This window comes from Bradyrhizobium sp. SZCCHNRI1009, from assembly GCF_032487575.1.
Taxonomy (GTDB): domain Bacteria; phylum Pseudomonadota; class Alphaproteobacteria; order Rhizobiales; family Xanthobacteraceae; genus Bradyrhizobium.
Genome location: NZ_JAUEUL010000021.1, coordinates 34,003 through 50,997, shown reverse-complemented (window position 1 = coordinate 50,997; position 16,995 = coordinate 34,003). Strand labels below are relative to the sequence as shown.

Here is a 16,995-nt window from a genome sequence, read left to right as displayed (position 1 = left end):
CCGATATCACACCGTGGCCTGCAGCCCGAACGCCGCGGACTCAGACCAGGTGAAAGCCGTCGTGATGCGCCTTGAATTGATCCAGCGTCACGCCCTTGAGCGTGAGCGTATCATGCGCCGCATCGGTGATGACGGTGTCGTGGCCGTTGTTGGCCGACTGCGCGGCGGCCACCATCGCGTCCACGCTGGCGAACAGCGAATGATCGAGCTCGACGATGTCCTTGTTGAGATCGAAATCGCCGATCGTGGCGCTGCCGAAATGCGGATTGAAGACGAAGGTGTCGTTACCGCCCTTGCCGAAGATCGTGACACCGCCGCCGACATTGACGAAATCGTCGTTCTGATCGGTGCCGTTGATCGTCGAGGCGCTGTTGCCGGCCAACGTGACGGTCAGTGCCTTGCTCGCAGTGCCGCCGTGGCCGTCGCTGACCTCCGCCTGATAGGTCACGGTCAGCGTGTCGCCGGGATTGAGGAAATCCAGGTTCACGTCGGCCGGATGATACGTCCAGTGCAGGACATCGGCACCGCCATCGGATGTCGCGCTGTCGAAGGTGATCGCGTGGGCATCGGCCAGCGCCTGGACATGGGCATTCGAGGGCAGGCTGAGAGAGCCATTGTATTTGATCACGCCATTGTCGTGCACCGAAGCGGTCAGCGTGTCGCCGACATCCTTGTCGAGCACCGTCAAGGTGCCGGACATGTCGCTCGCCAATTTCACCGGCTGATCGGCGATGGTGCCCGCCGAGACGTTGTCGAGCTCGAACGCATTCTGGCTGCTGGCGAGCACCACCTTGTTGAACGGCGACAGCCCGAGAAACTCGACATAGCCGTTCGAGGCCAGCGACGCCTGCCCGCCATTGGCGAGCAGCGGCGCGACGTCGCTGCCCGAGTAGGACGCCACCAGCTTGTTGCCGTTGTAGAACGAGATGCTGTTGTAGCTGTCGACCGACCCCCAATACAGCCCGAAGCTGTTCTTGGCGCTGTCGAAGGTGATCGTCTCCTGGGCTTGGCTGCCGATGCTGAGATAGTTGGTCTTGTCCGCCCCGTCGACCATGTAGGGCGCTGCAGATACCGGCGACGAGCCGTGCACGATTCCCGCATTGCCGGAGGCCGTGAACGTCGCGTGCAGCGCCTCGCTGTAGAAGCTGCCGTGGCCGCGTCCATTGTCGGAGATCGCGCCTTCCGACACGTGATCGAACGTCTCGGTGGGCATGCCCTCCGTATTCGTTTTGGCGGTACTCGCCAGCACCCTCGCCTGCTCTGCCAAGATGACAGTCTGGACCGGCGGGTTCGTCTCACCGGTGATGACGGGCGCATCCTCGGCACCGTTGACGGTGATGGTGACGGGCACCTCGACCACGCCGCCATGGCCGTCATCGATGGCAACCGTGTAGGTCAGCGTCACCTGCTGGCCGACGCCGAGGTAGTCGAACGCCTTGTCGCCGGCAGCGAAGCTCCAGGCCTGCGACCCCGTCCCCTTGCCGGATTCGGTGAGCGCGCCGAGCGACAGCCAGCTCTTGAGCACGGACATGTCCGACGGCAGGCCGCCGTCGTTACCCGAGGTCGCGACGTCGCCGATCACCTTCAGGACATGCGTGTCGGTGATATCAGCGTCCGTGAAGGTGATGGTGCCGCTCGCGGTGTCGGGCAGGTCCGATCCTGACTTGGCCGTGCGCTCCGCGACGACGGCCGCCTGCGCTTCGCTCGTCACGACCGGCAGATCGTTGGCGCCCGTGATGGTGACGACGATCGTCGACGTCGCGGTCCCGCCTTCATGATGATCGTCGAGCGTCACCGTGGTGGTGACCTTGATGGTCTGCCCGGCGCCAAGAAAATCGAGCTTGCCGTCGGCGATGGCATAGGTCCAGCCGACCTTGCCATTGTTGGCATTGCCGCCCTGGCTCAGTTGCAGCGCCTGCTCGAACGCGGCGATCTGCTCCGGCGTGAGCTGGCTGGACAAGTCGGTGTGCCCATCGGCCGCGACCCATGTCACGCTCTGCGCATGAGGCAGGATCGACGCTGTCGGGCGATCGGTAAGGTCAACGTCGCTGAAATGAATGGTCCCGGTGACGCTTTGCAGATCAGACGAGCCCGTCTGAGCCCCCGTTTCGGTCAACGCACCCGGCTTGCCGGGATCTGTAACCACCGGCACGTCGTCCTTGGCCGTCACCGTGATCAACGTCCCGCCATTGGCGTCTTTGCTGCCGGCGAAATGCAAGTCGCTGAAATCGCCGACGAGGGTCAGAGCGATGCTGTGCCCTTCACCGTCGATCACGGTGAGCACGCCCGTTTCGGCATCATAGGACGCCGTCGTCGCGTCACTCCATTTGATCGTCTGGAGATCGATCTTGTCGTCTGCTCCGAGGCCGGCGAGTTTGGCGGAGAAGCTGGCGCCGTCGATGACGATCTCGCTGCTGCCTTCGCTGCTGAAGTCGATGACCTGGTCGACGTGGCCATCGACGGTCAGCGTCGCGCCGGCATCCACCTTGATCAGCCCCGAGCCGGTGACATCCCCGTTGATCTCGAACGTCCCGGCCGTGATCTCGATCGTGCCGTCGTTGTAGATGGTTCCGCTGAGTCCGCTCGCGCCGCTCGCTGTGATCGTCCCATAGATATAGAGACTGCCATCACCGCTCACCGCAGTGCCGGCGAGATCGAGCGTCGCACCGAGATCGACGGTCATTTTGCCGACATTGTCGACGTCCACGCCCGAAAGGGTCACGACATCGTGGCCGGCAATCTCCAACGTGCCGGCGATCCGAATGTCCAACGTGCCGCCGGTGATCATCGTGCTTCCATCGAGCACCAGGGTCGACGCCACCGGGACCACACCGTCCTCATCGATGATGATCTGGCCGCCGGTGTTGTCGATGGTGACATTGTCGAAGGTCGTCGCCGCCTCGGTCTCGACATGCACGATGCCGTGGTTGATGAGATCGCCGCCGGTGATCGTGCTGTGCTCGATCAGCAGCAGCGCGGCTTCGTCCACCTGGACCGTGCCGAAATTGTCGACGGTGACGCCGACCAGGTTGGCGCTCTCCTCTGCGGCGACCTCGAGCCTCGACCCGTCGCCGATCGTGACGTCGACGCCGGTCAACGACGCGCCACCCTGGACGGTGAGGATGGCCGTCATCTCCGCGAGCGGACCGGTCTCGCCGATCAGCAGCGCGCCGCCCGCGACGGCGCTGCCGTCGATCGTGCTGTCGCCATCGACGGAGACCGTCCCGTCGTTGCTGATAGCGCCGCCGGCGATGCTCGTGCCGGACAGAGACAACGCGCTGCTCACCGCAATAGTGATCGCGGCGGCGCTCGCATTCGTGATCGTCTCGTCTTCGAACGTATTGCCGCTGCCGGACACGGCGACGATGCCGGAATTGTCGAGCGTGCCGCCGATCAGCGCGGCTGCGCCGGTCAGGGCGACGGTTCCACCGGACTCATTGGTCAGCGTGCCGCCGCTGATGCGCGCCTGCGAGAGGGTCAGCGTCGCGCCGTCTTCGACCGTGATCGTACCGTCGGTATTGTCGACGCTGGTGTCGTCGTCGAGCGCGAGCGCGCCATCCGGCTTGATGTCGATCAGGCCGGCGTTCGTGACGATCTCGTTCGAGATGGCATTTCCGGCGCCAGACACATCGATCGTACCGAAATTGGTCAGTTCGCCATTGCTGATCTCGGCCCCGTCTTTCAGGGCGAGCAGGCCGTTGGCTTGCGGTGGCGTCTGCCCACCTTCGTCCAGCGTGCCGATATTCTGAACGATCGGCACGCCATCGATCAGGATGGTGCCGCCGTCGATGCTGCCGCCGTCGAGTGTCAGGGTGGCGCCCAGGTCGACCCTGATCAAGCCGGAGCTGTCCTGATCGGCATTCGCGACGTTGCCATGCACGGTCAGCGTGCCAGCCGACAGCTCGACCGTCCCGGTGTTGATGATGCTGGCCGCAGCCCCGAATACGCCGCCGCCATCCAGCACCACAGCGCCGGCATTGTGCAGCTCGCTCTGGCCCAGCATCTGCGCCGAACCATTCACCGTAATCGTGGCGCCCGAGAAGTTAACGATGCGAGAGTCGGCCTTTGCCGTCAGCGCGCCGCCGATCGTCAGCAAGCCGTGATTGTCGAGTTCGGGGACGGCGCCGCCGCCAAAGTCATTCAGCGTGACCGATTTGGCGGAGGCGTAGGCGCCGTCATCGATCGTCACCGGGAAGGCCGGCGTCAGGCCGTGCAGCTGATCGGTGATGATGATGACGTCATCATCGGCGGTCGGAGCCAGACCGGTTGCCCAGTTCGCGCCGTCGCTCCACAGATGAACCTGCCCGCCGCTGCTCTCGCCAGGCTGCGTCGTGGCAATCCAGACCACCGCCGGATCGTCGGTGCCCGTGATCGTGACCGTGACCGTCTGCGTCGATGTCGCGCCTTGCGAGTCCGTCACGGTCACCGTGTAGGTGAGCGTCAGCGTCTGGCCTGCGGGGATGAAATCCGCGACATAGACCGGCAGGTTGGCGAAGCTCCAATTGATCTTGCCGGTGCCGCTCCCGGTGCTGTCGGAGGCCAGTGATGCCGTCAGCGCCTGTTCGAACAGCGCCAGTGGGGCCGGCGGAATGCTGCCGCCGCCTTCCAGAACCGCGCCGGTCAGCTTGGCCGAGACGGTATGGCTGTCGGTGAGGTCGACATCCTTGAAGGTCAGCGTGCCCGAGGTCGGATCGTCCGAGGTCAGCGGCCCGCCGGGCACGCTGGTGCCGCCCTCGAACGCGATCGTCTGCACGGTTGCGACGATCTCGGGCTTGTCATTGGTGCCCGTCACCGTGATCGTGATCGGCACCACGGTGAATTCATTGGACGGCGCGAAATTGTTGTCGACGCGTACGAGGTAGGTCAGCGTGAGCGTCTCGCCTGCCGCGAGAAAGTCGAAGTAGTTGTCGGGAACGCTGTAGGTCAGCGTCGCCGTGCCATAGTTCTTGTTGTTCGGATCGGGCGTGACCGCGATCTTCACGGCCGTCGCCATGACGTCCTGCAGTTGCAGGGCGTTCAACGAGCCCGTGACATCAGTCTGCTGCGCGCTCTTGTAGGCATAGGACTTGAAGCTCACCGACACCGTCGGCCGGTCGATGCCGTTGATGTCGACGAAATTGATGCGGCTGAGAACGGTGTCGAGATCGGTGCCGTTCCCGGTCTGACCGGCACGCTCCATCAATCCGAAGGCCGTCGTCAGCCGGCCGCCAGCATCGAGAATCCTGACGTCCGGCGGACCTGGGATGTGCGACGGCTGCTCGCCGGTCTGGCCAGTCCCGGTCGTCGGGCCGGAGTCGTCGACCACGCGAACCACCGGCGTTGCGCTGGTGCCGTTGGGCAAGGTCAGCGGCGTCAGCGTCTGCGGCACCCCGATATCGGTGAAGTGGGTGTTCGACTTCGGATTGGTGTTGTCGGTGAACTTGATCGAGAAGACGTCGTTGATGAGCTTCTGGATGTCCGGCGTGAGCGGGACGGCGCTCTGATTCACGATTCCGTTGCTGATCTGGATCTGCTGTCCGGCCTGATTCACCACAGCGATCGGCTGCAGCGTCGTCTTGTCGAACAGGACGTAGGAGCCGGTGTGGCCGTCCGGCTCGACCAGCACCTGGAACTTGGCATCGGGCAGACTGCCCTGCCCCGGCACTGTGAAATCGATCTCGACCAGCACCGCCGTGCCGCGAATGCCCATGGTCGCCACGGGCGTGTCGACCTTCATGTCGCCGTGCTTGGCGGTCTCGCCGGCCACGAACGAGATCGTGCCGGCGACGAGGCTGATCAGCGAGGAATTGTTCGACCCATTGGGGTCGTACACCATTTCATTCAGCACCATCCGCGCATTGGACGACAGGCCGAACACGGTGCCGTCGATGAAGGTGATGCCGAGCGTCGAATCCGATCCCGACTGGACGACGTCGCCCTTCTCGACGTTGTCGCCGTTGTGCAGGAGAATCGAAACGCCGTTGCGGATGACCGTCGCGGTGCCCTGCAGCTTGGTCACATGGCCGATGACCTTGCTCACACTCGCAGCCGCCCCGGCCTGGCTGACCTGCACCGCGCCGGAGAGCGCATTGACGAGGTCGCCGGTCAGATGCGCACCATCGGGTGACGCCAGGGGCGCCCGTTTCTCGCCCCTGAAATAGTCCGGCAGCACCATCTCGCGCCCATCGGACGAGAGGATCAGGTCGAGGCCGGACCGCTTGAAATCGGCGTTGAACAGAAAATGCGCGTCCGGAACGACGATCGCGTCCGTCGGCGCATGGGCGTGCGGCGCCTCCAGTCGCACGTGACCGTGCGAGGAGGCGCCCCGGCCGTCGGAGAAAAGCGCGGCGTCAGAATTGCCAGCGTAATTCACGGGGCCACCGACTATGGTTAATGAATACATAAGAATGAGTGTTCAAGGCGTGCATATCACTGGCAAGTGTCTGGCGGAACCACCTTCAGCTTGTGCTTCAGGTGGCCAAAAACGGCGGCTTCCGCGGGATCGCTACGATGTTGGCGAGTTTCTGCCCTCTTTACAGCTGGCTCCGGGCGGAACCGGCCAAGTCAAAATTCACGTCTCTCCAGAAAATAGAAGTAATTCCAAGTATTCATAGACCAGCCAATACCTTTGCCGACATCGACATCCGCACCGGCTTACCCCTGACAACGGATTTCAAGTGCAGGACTGTGGGTGGGAGAACAAGAATCGACGAATTGCATCAATTTGGCGGGAGCGGCGGCTGAGTTCAAAGCACAACTTCACCGCGAACCCTTCCGACCTTCGCGACCATCGCTCAGCTTTCGCTAGGATTTGTCGCATCGGAGCAACACAACGTTCAGCGTAAATCCTGCGATTTGATCGCCCGCGTGCCGGTTTTAAGCAGAGGCCAAGCCTCCACATCCATGCTGACCGCCAACAAGCATCCGGTTCCGTCAGGCGCTGCGTCGCGCCGGCCGAGATCCGGGCACGGGGCGTCACATGAATTTTCTCGCGCTGATGCGCGCATCGCTGGCGGCCGCGGCCGCCAGCGCCGCCATGTGGATCGGCAGTCCGGCGAGCGCCGGTCCTGTCGCGCGGCCATCGGGGCTCGCCGCCATCGAGGATGCGGAGCCTTTCGCCCTGCCGCGGGTGGTCCTCGATGCCGGCGCGTTGCGCGACAAGTGGCTGGCGCTCGTGCGCAAGCTCGATGACGAGCGCGTGCAGCTTGCGCTGTGCGATGGTGACCGCGAGCGCTGCGTTTCCCCCGCCGCCCTCCGCCTGCTCGCAATCATCGATCAAGGCCGTTTCCGCGAAGGACGGGCACGGCTGGGGGAGATCAATCGCGCGATCAACCTGGCCATCCGCCCCACCAGCGACCTCGCTCAATATGGCCAGATGGACGTCTGGGCCTCTCCTCTCGTGACGTTCGAGCACCGGGCCGGCGACTGTGAGGACTACGCGATCGCCAAGTTCGTCGCGCTTCAGATGGCCGGCATTGCCGCCGACGATCTGCGGATCGTGATCCTGCACGACGAGGCGCGCGGCGAAGATCACGCCGTCGCGGCCGCGCGTCTCGACGGGCGCTGGCTCATGCTCGACAATCAGCGCATGGCGATGGTCCAGGACAGCGACGCGCGGCAGGTACGGCCGCTGTTCGTGATCGACGAGACCGGCATCTCCCGTTATCAGCCGTTGCCGCTGATGGCAGAGGCCCAGGCGCTGTCGCCAGACAGCACGGGTTCCGTGAACCATTGACCATCGCCCGCAGCGGTGCAGCTCTCCAATGGCGCAGGACCACGGCGGGAGCGCGGAACCGGTCGGCACCGCGGGTCCGTTCACCACGCCGCAACGAGTTGCATCCACATTGCAGACGCCAACCGAACGAGGCGATAGTGCCGTCATGATCCCAGGCAGCCCCGCCCTCGCCGTGCGAGGACTGACGAAATGTTTCGAGCGGCCGGCGGTCGATGCGCTCGACCTCGTGGTGCGCTCGGGTGAATTCTACGCACTGGTCGGCCCGAACGGCGCCGGCAAGACGACCACGCTGCGCATGGTCGCGGGCCTGCTGCGGCCGGATGCCGGGCGGATCGAGATCTTCGGCATCGACGCGCTGCGCGACCCGATCGCGGCCAAGCAGGTGATGGCCTGGGTCTCCGACGAGCCCATGATCTACGACAAGCTCACGCCGCTCGAATATCTCGAATTCGTCGCCGGACTGTGGGGCATCGATCCCGCGAGATCAGGTGAGGCGGCAACCGAGCTTCTGGTCTCGCTCGGGCTGGAGCCGCATCTGCACGAGCGCTGCGAAGGCTTTTCCAAGGGTATGCGCCAGAAGGTGGCGCTCGCCGGCGCGCTGATCCACGACCCGCGGCTGATCATCCTGGACGAGCCGCTGACCGGCCTGGACGCGGTGTCGGCGCGGCACGTCAAGGGCCTGCTGGCCGAGCGCGTCCGCCGCGGCGGCACGGTGATCATGACCACGCACATTCTCGAAGTCGCCGAGCGCATGGCCGACCGGATCGGCGTCATCGCCGCCGGACGCGTCGTCGCCGAGGGCACGCTCGCCGAGCTCCGCCAGCAGAACGGGCGCACCGACACCAGCCTGGAGGAGCTGTTCATCGCGCTGGTCGACGTCGAGTCCGCGGCATGACGCGGGCGGCGACGCTCGCCTGGTTCGCCCGTCACGAGCTCCGGCTCGCCTGGCGGGAATGGCTCGGCATGATCACGGCCGGCCGGCGGCGCCGCACGCGGGCCGCCATCATCGGTCTCGTGCTGTTCGGCGCCCTCATGCATCTGCCGGCCTGGGTCGTGGTCGGCCGCTACGCCGATCTCGCGCCGCCGCTCGACAAGACCGCGCTGATCGTCATCACCGCGACCATCATGCTGTCCTGGGCCTTGATGCTGTCGCAGGCGATCGAATCCGTCACCCGCGTGTTCTACGCCCGAGCCGACCTCGATCTCATCATGTCGTCGCCGGTGCGGCTGGCCGAGATCTTCTCCGTCCGGATCGCGGCGATCGCGCTCTCCGTGACCAGCATGGCGCTGCTGCTCGCGACCCCCTTCGTCGACGTGCTGCTGATCGAGGGTGGCGCGCGCTGGCTCGCGGCGTTCGTCGTGGTCGCAGCCGTCGGCCTGTCGGCGGCGGCTATCGCCATCGCCATCACGATCGTCCTGTTCCGCCTGATCGGCCCGGCGCGAACGCGGCTGGTCGCCCAGATCCTGGCGGCCGTGATCGGCGCCGGCTTCGTCATCGTGCTGCAGATCGCTGCGATCGTCTCCTATGGCACGCTGTCGCGCTTCGCCGTCCTCACCTCGGATGCCGCGGCCGCCATCGCGCCCGATCCCGACAGTCTTGTCTGGCTGCCGGCCCGAGCGGCGCTCGGCGACGGCCAGGCGCTGCTGATTCTGCTGGCCACCGGACTGCTGCTGCTCGGCGTCGTCATGATCATGTTCTCGCCGCGTTTCGCCGACACCGCGATCAGCGCCGCGGCCCAGGGCGTCTCCAGCCGCGCCGGCGCACGCGTCAGGTCGTTTCGCGGCGGCTCGCGGCAGCAGGCGCTGCGGCGCAAGGAGTTCATGCTGCTGCGGCGCGATCCCTGGCTGATCTCGCAGACGCTGATGCAACTGCTCTATCTGGTGCCCCCGGCGCTGCTGCTGTGGCGCAGCTACTCGGACAGCTCGCAGGCGGTGTTCCTGATCACACCGGTCGTCGTGATGGCGGCGGGCCAGCTCGCGGGCGGCCTCGCTTGGCTCACCATCTCCGGCGAGGACGCGCCCGAACTGGTGGCGACGGCGCCGCTGCCGGGGACGCGCATCGTGCGCGCCAAGGTCGAGGTCGTGCTGATCACGATCGCGATGATCTTTGCGCCTCTCGTGCTCGCGCTCGGCTGGGTCGCGCCGGCGCAGGCGGTGGTCACAGCGGTGGCCGTGCTGGTTGCGACCGTCTCCTCCACGGCCATCCAGCTCTGGTTCCGGATCCAGGCGCGGCGCAGCCAGTTCCGGCGCCGCCAGACCTCGTCGCGGCTGGCGACCTTTGCCGAGGCCTTCTCCTCGATCGGCTGGGCGGCGACCGCGGCGCTGGCGCTCGCGCTGCCCGAGGCTGCGATCGTCTGCGGCCTGATGACCGCGGGCCTCTTGCTCGCGGCCTGGAAGCTGAGCCCGGCACGGACCTGAAGCGTTCAGCGCAACACCTCCATCACGGCGGCGGCGAACGCCGCCGGCTCTTCCTGCGGCAAATTGTGGCCGGCCCGAGGGATCACGCGATGGCCGATCCGGTTGCTGAACTTCGCAGCATGCGCCTGGCCGTCCGTCGCCGGGATCACGCCGTCGGCGTCGCCATCGAGCGTGATCGTGGGCACCGCGATGACAGGCAGGCTCGCCAGCCGCTGCTCGATGTCCTGATAGCGCGGGTCCCCCTCGGCCAGCCCGTAGCGATGCCGATAGCTGTGGATCACGACATCGACGTGATCGGGATTGTCGAACGCCTCCGCCGCGCGCGCGAAGGTCGCATCGTCGAAGCGCCAGTGCGGTGACCATTGCTGCCACAGCAGCCGTGCAATTTCGGCGCGGTGGGCCGCGAGCCCGGCCCGTCCGCGCTCGGTCTGGAAGTACCATTGATACCAGAACGCGAACTCGCGCGGCACCGGCGCCGGCTCCAGCGCCCGCGCGATGTCCTGGATCAGGTAGCCGTTCACGGAGACCAGGCCCGTGCAGCGCTCGGCCCACAGCGCCGCGCCGACGCAGGCCGCGCGGCCACCCCAATCATAACCGGCGAACACCGCGCGAGGGATCGCCAGCGCATCCATCAGCGCGACCAGGTCGGCGCCGACCGCGGCCTGCTGGCCCGAGCGCGGCGTCGATGCGTCGCGGAAACGAGTGGGTCCATAGCCGCGCAGATAGGGTACGATGACGCGGCAGCCTTGTGCCGCGAGCCGCGGCGCGACCTCGACATAGGAGTGGATATCGTAGGGATAACCGTGCAGCAGGATGACGACGGGACCGTCGGCCGGCCCGCTCTCGACATAGGCAATGCGGAGCACGCCAGCGTCGATCTCCCGTAGCGGCCGCAACACCTGATCCGTCATGCCATCCTCCCGCATCGCGCCGCGCTCTCGAGCCGGGCGCAGCGCCGAGGATAGTTCTGATCGAAATTCCCCGCTACACTCGCACGCGCTGTTGGAGGGGAACTGCCATGCTGCGCTCGCTGGTCTCGCTGCTTGCCGTCCTGGTCGCATTCGCATCGCCCGCGGTGGCGCAATCGGGGCCGCGCACCAGCGAGTGCCTGGCGATGGCCGGCGGCCCGCCGCGCGCCATGCCGGTCAGCCTGCGCCGGACGGCGGCTGCCGGCAACGAGGTGACGATCACCTATGCCGGCCATTCGACCTACTTCATCGACACGCCGATGGGCATCCGCATCGCGACCGACTACAGCGGCGCCTATCAGGTCGGACGGCTGCCCGACGTCATCACGATGAACCGGGCGCATTCGACGCACTACACGCTGGCGCCCGATCCGCGCATCCCGCACGTGCTGCATGGCTGGGGCGACGACGGCAAGCCGGCTCAGATCTACGAGCGGATCGGCGACGTGCTGATCCGCAACATCACCACCGACATCCGGCGCTATTTCAGCGATTCGATCGGCGCCGACATGATCAAGGACGGCAACTCGATCTTCATCTTCGAGGTCGCCGGCCTGTGCATCGGCCATCTCGGCCATTTGCATGTCAAGCTGGACGAGACGCATTTCGCCGCGATCGGCCGGCTCGACGTGGTCATGGTGCCGATCGACGGCACCTACACGATGTCGCTCGACGGCATCTCCGAGATCACCAGGCGTCTGCGCGCCTCGGTGGTGCTGCCGATGCACCGCTTCGCGACGCCGCTCGACGAGTTCATGCGCAGGATTGGCCAGCAGTTCGAGATCGACCGGCGCGGCGAGCGGACGTTGAAGTTGTCGCGCGAGCTGCTGCCGTCGATGCCGACGGTGATCATCCTCGACGGAGTCTAGGCGCCCGCGAGGCTGGTGCCGCGGCGGCCTTCGGGCGTCAGGAACATGCGCTTGAGCTTGTTGATCACGCGCACCGCGAGGCCGAGCACATAGGGCTGCGTCTTCAGGCAGAAGGCGAGCTTCTTGACGTGGCCCTCGACATGCCATTTGGCATGCGCGCCGTCGCGGAAGAAGATCACGTCGCCCGGCCCATAGCGCTTTGCCGGGAGCCCATCGCTCTCCAGCACGATCGCGCCTTCGAGGATCAGGATGGTCTCGTCGAAATCGTAGTACCAGTTGAACTTGCCCTCGGTGCAATGCCAGACGATGGTCGAGCCCAGCCCGTCGCTGCTGCGCGCGATGGTGCAGGAGGTCGCGGTCGGAGTGCCCTCGATGATCCACGACGGCTCGATCGGAGCGGGCGCCAGGTCGACGGTGAGGTTGGCGGTTTCGATCAAGGACGGCGACATCGTGGACCTCAAATGCATGGGACTGAAATGACCGGGCGAACGCCGGCATGAGCCTGCGACCGTAGCCGGTTGCACCTAATGGCTGCTTTCCGCAGTCGTTAAGATTTGAACCAATCGCCGCGACCAGCCGTCGCATCACAACCACGCCAGCGCTATAAACTTCACGCGAACGCCGCAATTTGTTCGCGGCCTCGCCAAACCTGCTGATCTACTGTTTAGCCGCACTGCAAGATGCGGACAGGCGCCCCTCCGGTCGCCCTGCCCATCCTGAGTTGTGCCGTCACCTTTAGAGATTTGCCGCCTTCGCAGAGATAAGGATTTCCCAGGATGCGCCGACTGAGCCTCGCCTTCGCCCTCACGCTGTCTGCCGCCACCCTTGCAACCACCGGCGTCGTCATGGCGGGCGAAACGCCCGCCCCCGAGAATGCCAAGGCCTACTTCATCAACCTCAAGGACGGCGACACCGTCTCCTCGCCGGTGCTGATCCGCTTCGGCCTGTCCGGCATGGGCGTCGCGCCGTCCGGCACCGAGGCTCCCAACACCGGCCACCACCATCTGCTGATCGACGCGCCCGCGCTCGAGGGCGATGCGCTCAACGAGGCGATCCCGGTCGATGCCGGCCACGTGCATTTCGGGAAGGGCCAGACCGAAGCCTCGGTCAATCTCACGCCGGGCAAGCACACCTTGCAGCTCGTGCTCGGCGACTGGAGCCATATCCCGCACAACAAGCCGGTCATGTCGGAACGGATCACGATCGACGTGCAGGCCACCACCGGCAGCGCCAAGCAGTAGGACCGTTCGACCGACGACGACCCCGCCGCGAGCATCGCTCGCGGCCCGCTTCGGGCCGGTGCACGCGTGGCGCCGGCCCGTCATGCGTCAGGCCCACTCGTCCTTCAAGCCCACTCGCCCTTGCGGAACACCGGCACGCGGCGGCCGTCTTCATGGAGGCCGTCGATGTCGGTGTCGGCCGCGCCGATCATCCAGTCGATGTGGATCAGGCTCTGGTTGCCGCCCTGGGCGGCGATCTGCTGCGGCGACAGCGACGTTCCGTTGACGAAGCACTTCGAGTAGCACTGGCCGAGCGCGATGTGCGAGGCGGCGTTCTCGTCGAACAGCGTGTTGTAGAACAACAGGCCGCTCTTGGAGATCGGCGAGGAGTGCGGCACCAGCGCGACTTCGCCGAGCCGACGCGCGCCCTCGTCGGTGTCGAGCACCTTGTTCAGCACTTCCTCGCCCTTCGAGGCCCTGGCCTCGACGATGCGGCCCTCCTCGAACTTCACCTGGATGTTGTCGATCAGCGTGCCCTGATAGGACAGCGGCTTGGAGCTGACGACGTGACCCGACACGCGACGGCAATGCGGCGTCGTGAACACTTCCTCGGTCGGGATGTTGGCATTGCAGGTGATGCCGTTCTTGGCGGTCGAGGCGCCGCCCTCCCATTCATGGCCGTCGGCGAGACCGATCGTCAGGTCCATGCCGGGTCCGGTGTAATGCAGCGCACTGAAGCGCTGGCCGTTGAGCCATTCGGTGCGCTCGCGCAGCACCGCGTTGTGGCGCTCCCAGGCCGACACCGCATCCTCGCGATCGACGCGCGACGCCGCGAAGATCGCGTCCGCGAGCTTCGCCACCGCGACCTCTTCCGGGACATCCGGGAAGACCAGCTTGGCCCAGGAGAGGCTCGGATAGGCGATGATGTTCCAGTTGGTCTCGAAATTCGTGATCTTCTCCAGCGCCGGCTGATAGGCCTTGGAGTTGGCCTTGCTGGCGCGCGCCACCTTGGCCGGATCCTGGCCGGACAGCAGCATCGGATTGTCGCCGACGATGGCGAGCCGCGCGGTGTTCTCCGAGAACGCCTTGGCCATGCCCTGATAGAGCCAGTCGGCGGCGCGATCGAAGCTGTTGTCATGGCCGAAACGGTAGCGCGCCAAGGTCAGCTCCTCGTCGGAGAAGAACGAGGTCACGATCCCCGCGCCGGCCTTGTAGGCGTGCTCGGCGACCTTGCGCACCAGCGGCAGCGCCACCGACGGCGCGGTCAGCAGCAGATCCTGACCGGGCCGAAGCTGCAAGCCGACCTTCACCGCGACCTCGGCCAGGCGGTCGAGCTTCACGGGATCGATGGCGGCATCGAAGTTGCTGAAATGTGCGGTCATCAGGAGGGTCCAGTTCCGTTTCTTTGCAGTGTTGAAGAGATAGGCCAAACGGTCGGGCGGTCAATGGCGAACGGGGGCGACTCCGGCATCGCCTCTCCGCCCTTGTCGCCGCCGAGCATGGCGCTGACAACTGCCGTGAAGGCGTTCGGAGACATGGCTGACACCTCAAAACGGCCCTGTGGGTCCGCACCCGTCGCTTTCCAAAGCTGAGCCCCGAGCTCGGTGCCGCTCTGCCTCGGAGGGCAGGGCTATCACATATGGCGATCGAGGTTTTGCGCTTACCTCTCTCCGCGTCATCATGCTGAGAACGACGTGGATGCCCGGGCAAGGCGGGCATGACGGAGTAACTAACCTGCAGAATCGTTCATCGCGATGGCCCTGTATCTCCATATGCGATAGCCCTGCCCTGGAGGGGGAGGGTCGGCACTGAGCCAGTGGCGCGTCGTGATCAACAATTTTGAGCGGCATATGGGGATGTGCGTCCATGGCCTCGCGGCGCCCCAGGCGTCCGAGTGATACGGTGGTCTCACCCTCTTCAAACGAAAGGGTGCAGGGAAGGCCGGACCTCGACTGAGGCCCGTGGCCCGCCTGCTCAAAAAATGCAGGCGGCAGGTACCACAGGTCCAGCCGGATGATCCGGCCCTCCCTGCGCGATGGCTTTACGGCTGCTTCGCGTTCTCCCCGGTGCGCCGGGCTTTTTGGTCACCGTCACCCACGCGGCGCCATTGGCGCCAACGCAGGCTTGATACTGGCATCGGAGTATCAGGACCACGCGACTTGACCGTGCGAGCCGATGTTGTTCGTCCGCGCGAATGACCACGCTGCAAACCGGCCCGCCCATCACATCCCGCCTCCACGTGTCGTGACGACCGCGATACGCCCCTCGTCGATGAGGCGGGACAGCGACAAACAATCATGATTTTCCGAAAACGCCAAGCAGGATATTTTTTCTGCCGGGACTGGACAGCCCAAATCAGCCTGAACCTGCTCGTGAAATCAGTCTCCAGACGCAGCAGCGATCGAACGGATCAGGGGCTGGAACGAGCTTGTTCATCTCAGCGCGAGGGCATGAGTCGCCCGACGGGCGGCGTTCTCGATCGCGTCAGTCGTCGACGCGCAGCCCACCATCATCAACGTACCAGTCGGCGCGTGACGCCCAGTGCGCGTGGCGATCGGGAACGGTGCCGAGCGGCTCATCGAAGCCGCCGGCAGGAATGATCGCTTCTCGGCCGCTGCGCGTCAGATGCGGCACCGGACTGCCGCACGTGCTGCAGAAGGCCGTGGCGAAGCTGCGCGCCTGCGGCAGGTCGAACCGCGTGACGTTCGTCTCGCCGCCCAGCCAGCGCAGCGCCGCCGCCTTGACGACGACCTCACAGGAGTGCGCCGCGCCGCTGGCCTTGCGACAGCGCGAGCAATGGCAATTGAGGAATTTGTCGAACGGCCCATCGACCTCGAAGCCGACCCGGCCGCAGAGGCAACTGCCGCGGAACGTGGTCATGACGATCTCCTATGAGTGCACTGGAATGTCCAAGAGCGCCGCACGCGTGGAGGATGTTACTTATACCGACTGCATCCTTGCAGCTATCAGGACGACTGAAGGCCCGCCTCGGTCGCCGCATTGTTAGTAGGTAGCATGGTCTTCCCACGCGGAACACTCGACTGTTTGTGAGTCATCCTCGACATCGAGAGTCAATCACTCCTGATGAATTGGAACCGGGATGACCGGACAGCGCTGTCGCGCAAATGCATGGCTCACAGGGGATTCGGTCACTTTGAGGACATGTTTAGAGGTTGATTGGCGCGCGGCAGGGGGATTTCACAGCGTACAGGAGTCCTCCAAATGTACCGCGTTGTTATTGTCGTCGCCGCATTGCTGGCTCTCTCCGTTCAAGCCGAGGCGCGTCCTCGTCACCATCATCATCACTACTCGTACCGTCACCATCACTCCGTCATGGACGCCATGGCCTCGATCCCCGGCGAGGGCCGCGTTGTCGGTGGCCGGCCGTCGGGATGCCCGCATGCCTTCTGCGGCTGCGAAGCGTCGCTCTACACGTTCGGCCGGGTCATTCCCGAGTTGAATCTCGCATCCAACTGGCGTCGCTTTCCACGCGCGGCTCCCGCACCGGGCATGGCTGCGGTCCGCTCCGGCCACGTCATGATCCTGCAGCAGCAGGTTGCGGGCAACATCTGGTATGTGCATGACGGCAATTCCGGCGGTCACGTCACCCGCGAGCATCCGCGCTCGATTGCCGGCTACACGATCGTGAACCCGACTGGCGGTTCCACGATGTTCGGCGCAGCGGCGCGTGTCACGCGCGAAGCCCGTGCGCCGAGATATCAGCGGTTCGCCCGCAATGCACGGACCGACGGCTGGATGGCCAGCGCGGCGCCGATGGCGTTCAACTAGGTCTCGACGCCAGCGCG

11 protein-coding genes are annotated in these 16,995 nt (G+C 65.4%); 6 read left to right on the top strand and 5 right to left on the bottom strand.

The features are described 5' to 3' along the window. Positions 1-40 precede the first annotated feature (40 nt). Positions 41-6,352, bottom strand: coding sequence for a VCBS domain-containing protein (locus QX010_RS26605; RefSeq protein ID WP_316182838.1), 6,312 nt, complete (start codon positions 6,350-6,352; stop codon positions 41-43). Positions 6,353-6,958: 606 nt separating this feature from the next. Here QX010_RS26605 and QX010_RS26600 point away from each other — a divergent pair. From QX010_RS26600 to QX010_RS26590, 3 genes are all read left to right on the top strand, one after another. Continuing rightward, complete coding sequence (locus tag QX010_RS26600) at positions 6,959-7,714, top strand: transglutaminase-like cysteine peptidase (protein ID WP_316182837.1); 756 nt, start codon at positions 6,959-6,961, stop codon at positions 7,712-7,714. 145 nt (positions 7,715-7,859) lie between these two features. Continuing rightward, a complete protein-coding gene (locus tag QX010_RS26595) occupies positions 7,860-8,609 on the top strand; it encodes an ABC transporter ATP-binding protein (RefSeq protein ID WP_316182836.1) in 750 nt (249 codons plus the stop codon). Then, positions 8,606-10,132, top strand: coding sequence for a permease (locus QX010_RS26590; protein ID WP_315805228.1), 1,527 nt, complete (start codon positions 8,606-8,608; stop codon positions 10,130-10,132). The genes QX010_RS26595 and QX010_RS26590 overlap by 4 nt, the downstream gene beginning before the upstream one ends. Positions 10,133-10,137: 5 nt before the next feature. Here QX010_RS26590 and QX010_RS26585 read toward each other — a convergent pair whose 3' ends face one another. Beyond that, the gene (locus QX010_RS26585) at positions 10,138-11,043 is read right to left on the bottom strand and encodes an alpha/beta hydrolase (RefSeq protein ID WP_316182835.1); all 906 of its coding nucleotides are present in this window, start codon (positions 11,041-11,043) and stop codon (positions 10,138-10,140) included. Positions 11,044-11,150: 107 nt separating this feature from the next. Between QX010_RS26585 and QX010_RS26580 the strand changes: the two genes are divergently transcribed. Then, positions 11,151-11,969: an MBL fold metallo-hydrolase gene (locus tag QX010_RS26580; protein WP_316182834.1), complete on the top strand. Its 819-nt coding sequence runs from the start codon at positions 11,151-11,153 to the stop codon at positions 11,967-11,969. Here QX010_RS26580 and QX010_RS26575 read toward each other — a convergent pair. Beyond that, positions 11,966-12,418, bottom strand: a complete 453-nt coding sequence (locus QX010_RS26575) for a cupin domain-containing protein (RefSeq protein WP_316182833.1) — start codon at positions 12,416-12,418, stop codon at positions 11,966-11,968. The genes QX010_RS26580 and QX010_RS26575 overlap by 4 nt on opposite strands. Positions 12,419-12,745: 327 nt before the next feature. Between QX010_RS26575 and QX010_RS26570 the strand changes: the two genes are divergently transcribed. Continuing rightward, a complete protein-coding gene (locus QX010_RS26570; RefSeq protein WP_315805232.1) occupies positions 12,746-13,210 on the top strand; it encodes a DUF4399 domain-containing protein in 465 nt (154 codons plus the stop codon). Between the two features lie 104 nt (positions 13,211-13,314). Here the strand turns inward: QX010_RS26570 and QX010_RS26565 are convergent, their stop codons facing one another. Both QX010_RS26565 and QX010_RS26560 read right to left on the bottom strand, forming a co-directional pair. Beyond that, positions 13,315-14,571: an aminopeptidase gene (locus tag QX010_RS26565; RefSeq protein WP_316182832.1), complete on the bottom strand. Its 1,257-nt coding sequence runs from the start codon at positions 14,569-14,571 to the stop codon at positions 13,315-13,317. Between the two features lie 1,102 nt (positions 14,572-15,673). Further along, positions 15,674-16,069 (bottom strand): GFA family protein, encoded by a 396-nt coding sequence (locus tag QX010_RS26560; RefSeq protein ID WP_316182831.1) that lies wholly within the window; start codon positions 16,067-16,069, stop codon positions 15,674-15,676. Between the two features lie 342 nt (positions 16,070-16,411). Here QX010_RS26560 and QX010_RS26555 point away from each other — a divergent pair, with 342 nt between their 5' ends. After that, the gene (locus tag QX010_RS26555; protein WP_316182830.1) at positions 16,412-16,978 is read left to right on the top strand and encodes a hypothetical protein; all 567 of its coding nucleotides are present in this window, start codon (positions 16,412-16,414) and stop codon (positions 16,976-16,978) included. Positions 16,979-16,995: the final 17 nt, after the last annotated feature.

Coding starts and splice junctions, on each gene's coding strand:
- QX010_RS26600 (WP_316182837.1), top strand. CDS start 6,959: ATGAATTTTCTCGCGCTGATGCGCGCATCGCTGGCGGCCGCGGCCGCC.
- QX010_RS26595 (WP_316182836.1), top strand. CDS start 7,860: ATGATCCCAGGCAGCCCCGCCCTCGCCGTGCGAGGACTGACGAAATGT.
- QX010_RS26590 (WP_315805228.1), top strand. CDS start 8,606: ATGACGCGGGCGGCGACGCTCGCCTGGTTCGCCCGTCACGAGCTCCGG.
- QX010_RS26585 (WP_316182835.1), bottom strand. CDS start 11,043: ATGACGGATCAGGTGTTGCGGCCGCTACGGGAGATCGACGCTGGCGTG.
- QX010_RS26580 (WP_316182834.1), top strand. CDS start 11,151: ATGCTGCGCTCGCTGGTCTCGCTGCTTGCCGTCCTGGTCGCATTCGCA.
- QX010_RS26575 (WP_316182833.1), bottom strand. CDS start 12,418: ATGTCGCCGTCCTTGATCGAAACCGCCAACCTCACCGTCGACCTGGCG.
- QX010_RS26570 (WP_315805232.1), top strand. CDS start 12,746: ATGCGCCGACTGAGCCTCGCCTTCGCCCTCACGCTGTCTGCCGCCACC.
- QX010_RS26565 (WP_316182832.1), bottom strand. CDS start 14,571: ATGACCGCACATTTCAGCAACTTCGATGCCGCCATCGATCCCGTGAAG.
- QX010_RS26560 (WP_316182831.1), bottom strand. CDS start 16,069: ATGACCACGTTCCGCGGCAGTTGCCTCTGCGGCCGGGTCGGCTTCGAG.
- QX010_RS26555 (WP_316182830.1), top strand. CDS start 16,412: ATGTACCGCGTTGTTATTGTCGTCGCCGCATTGCTGGCTCTCTCCGTT.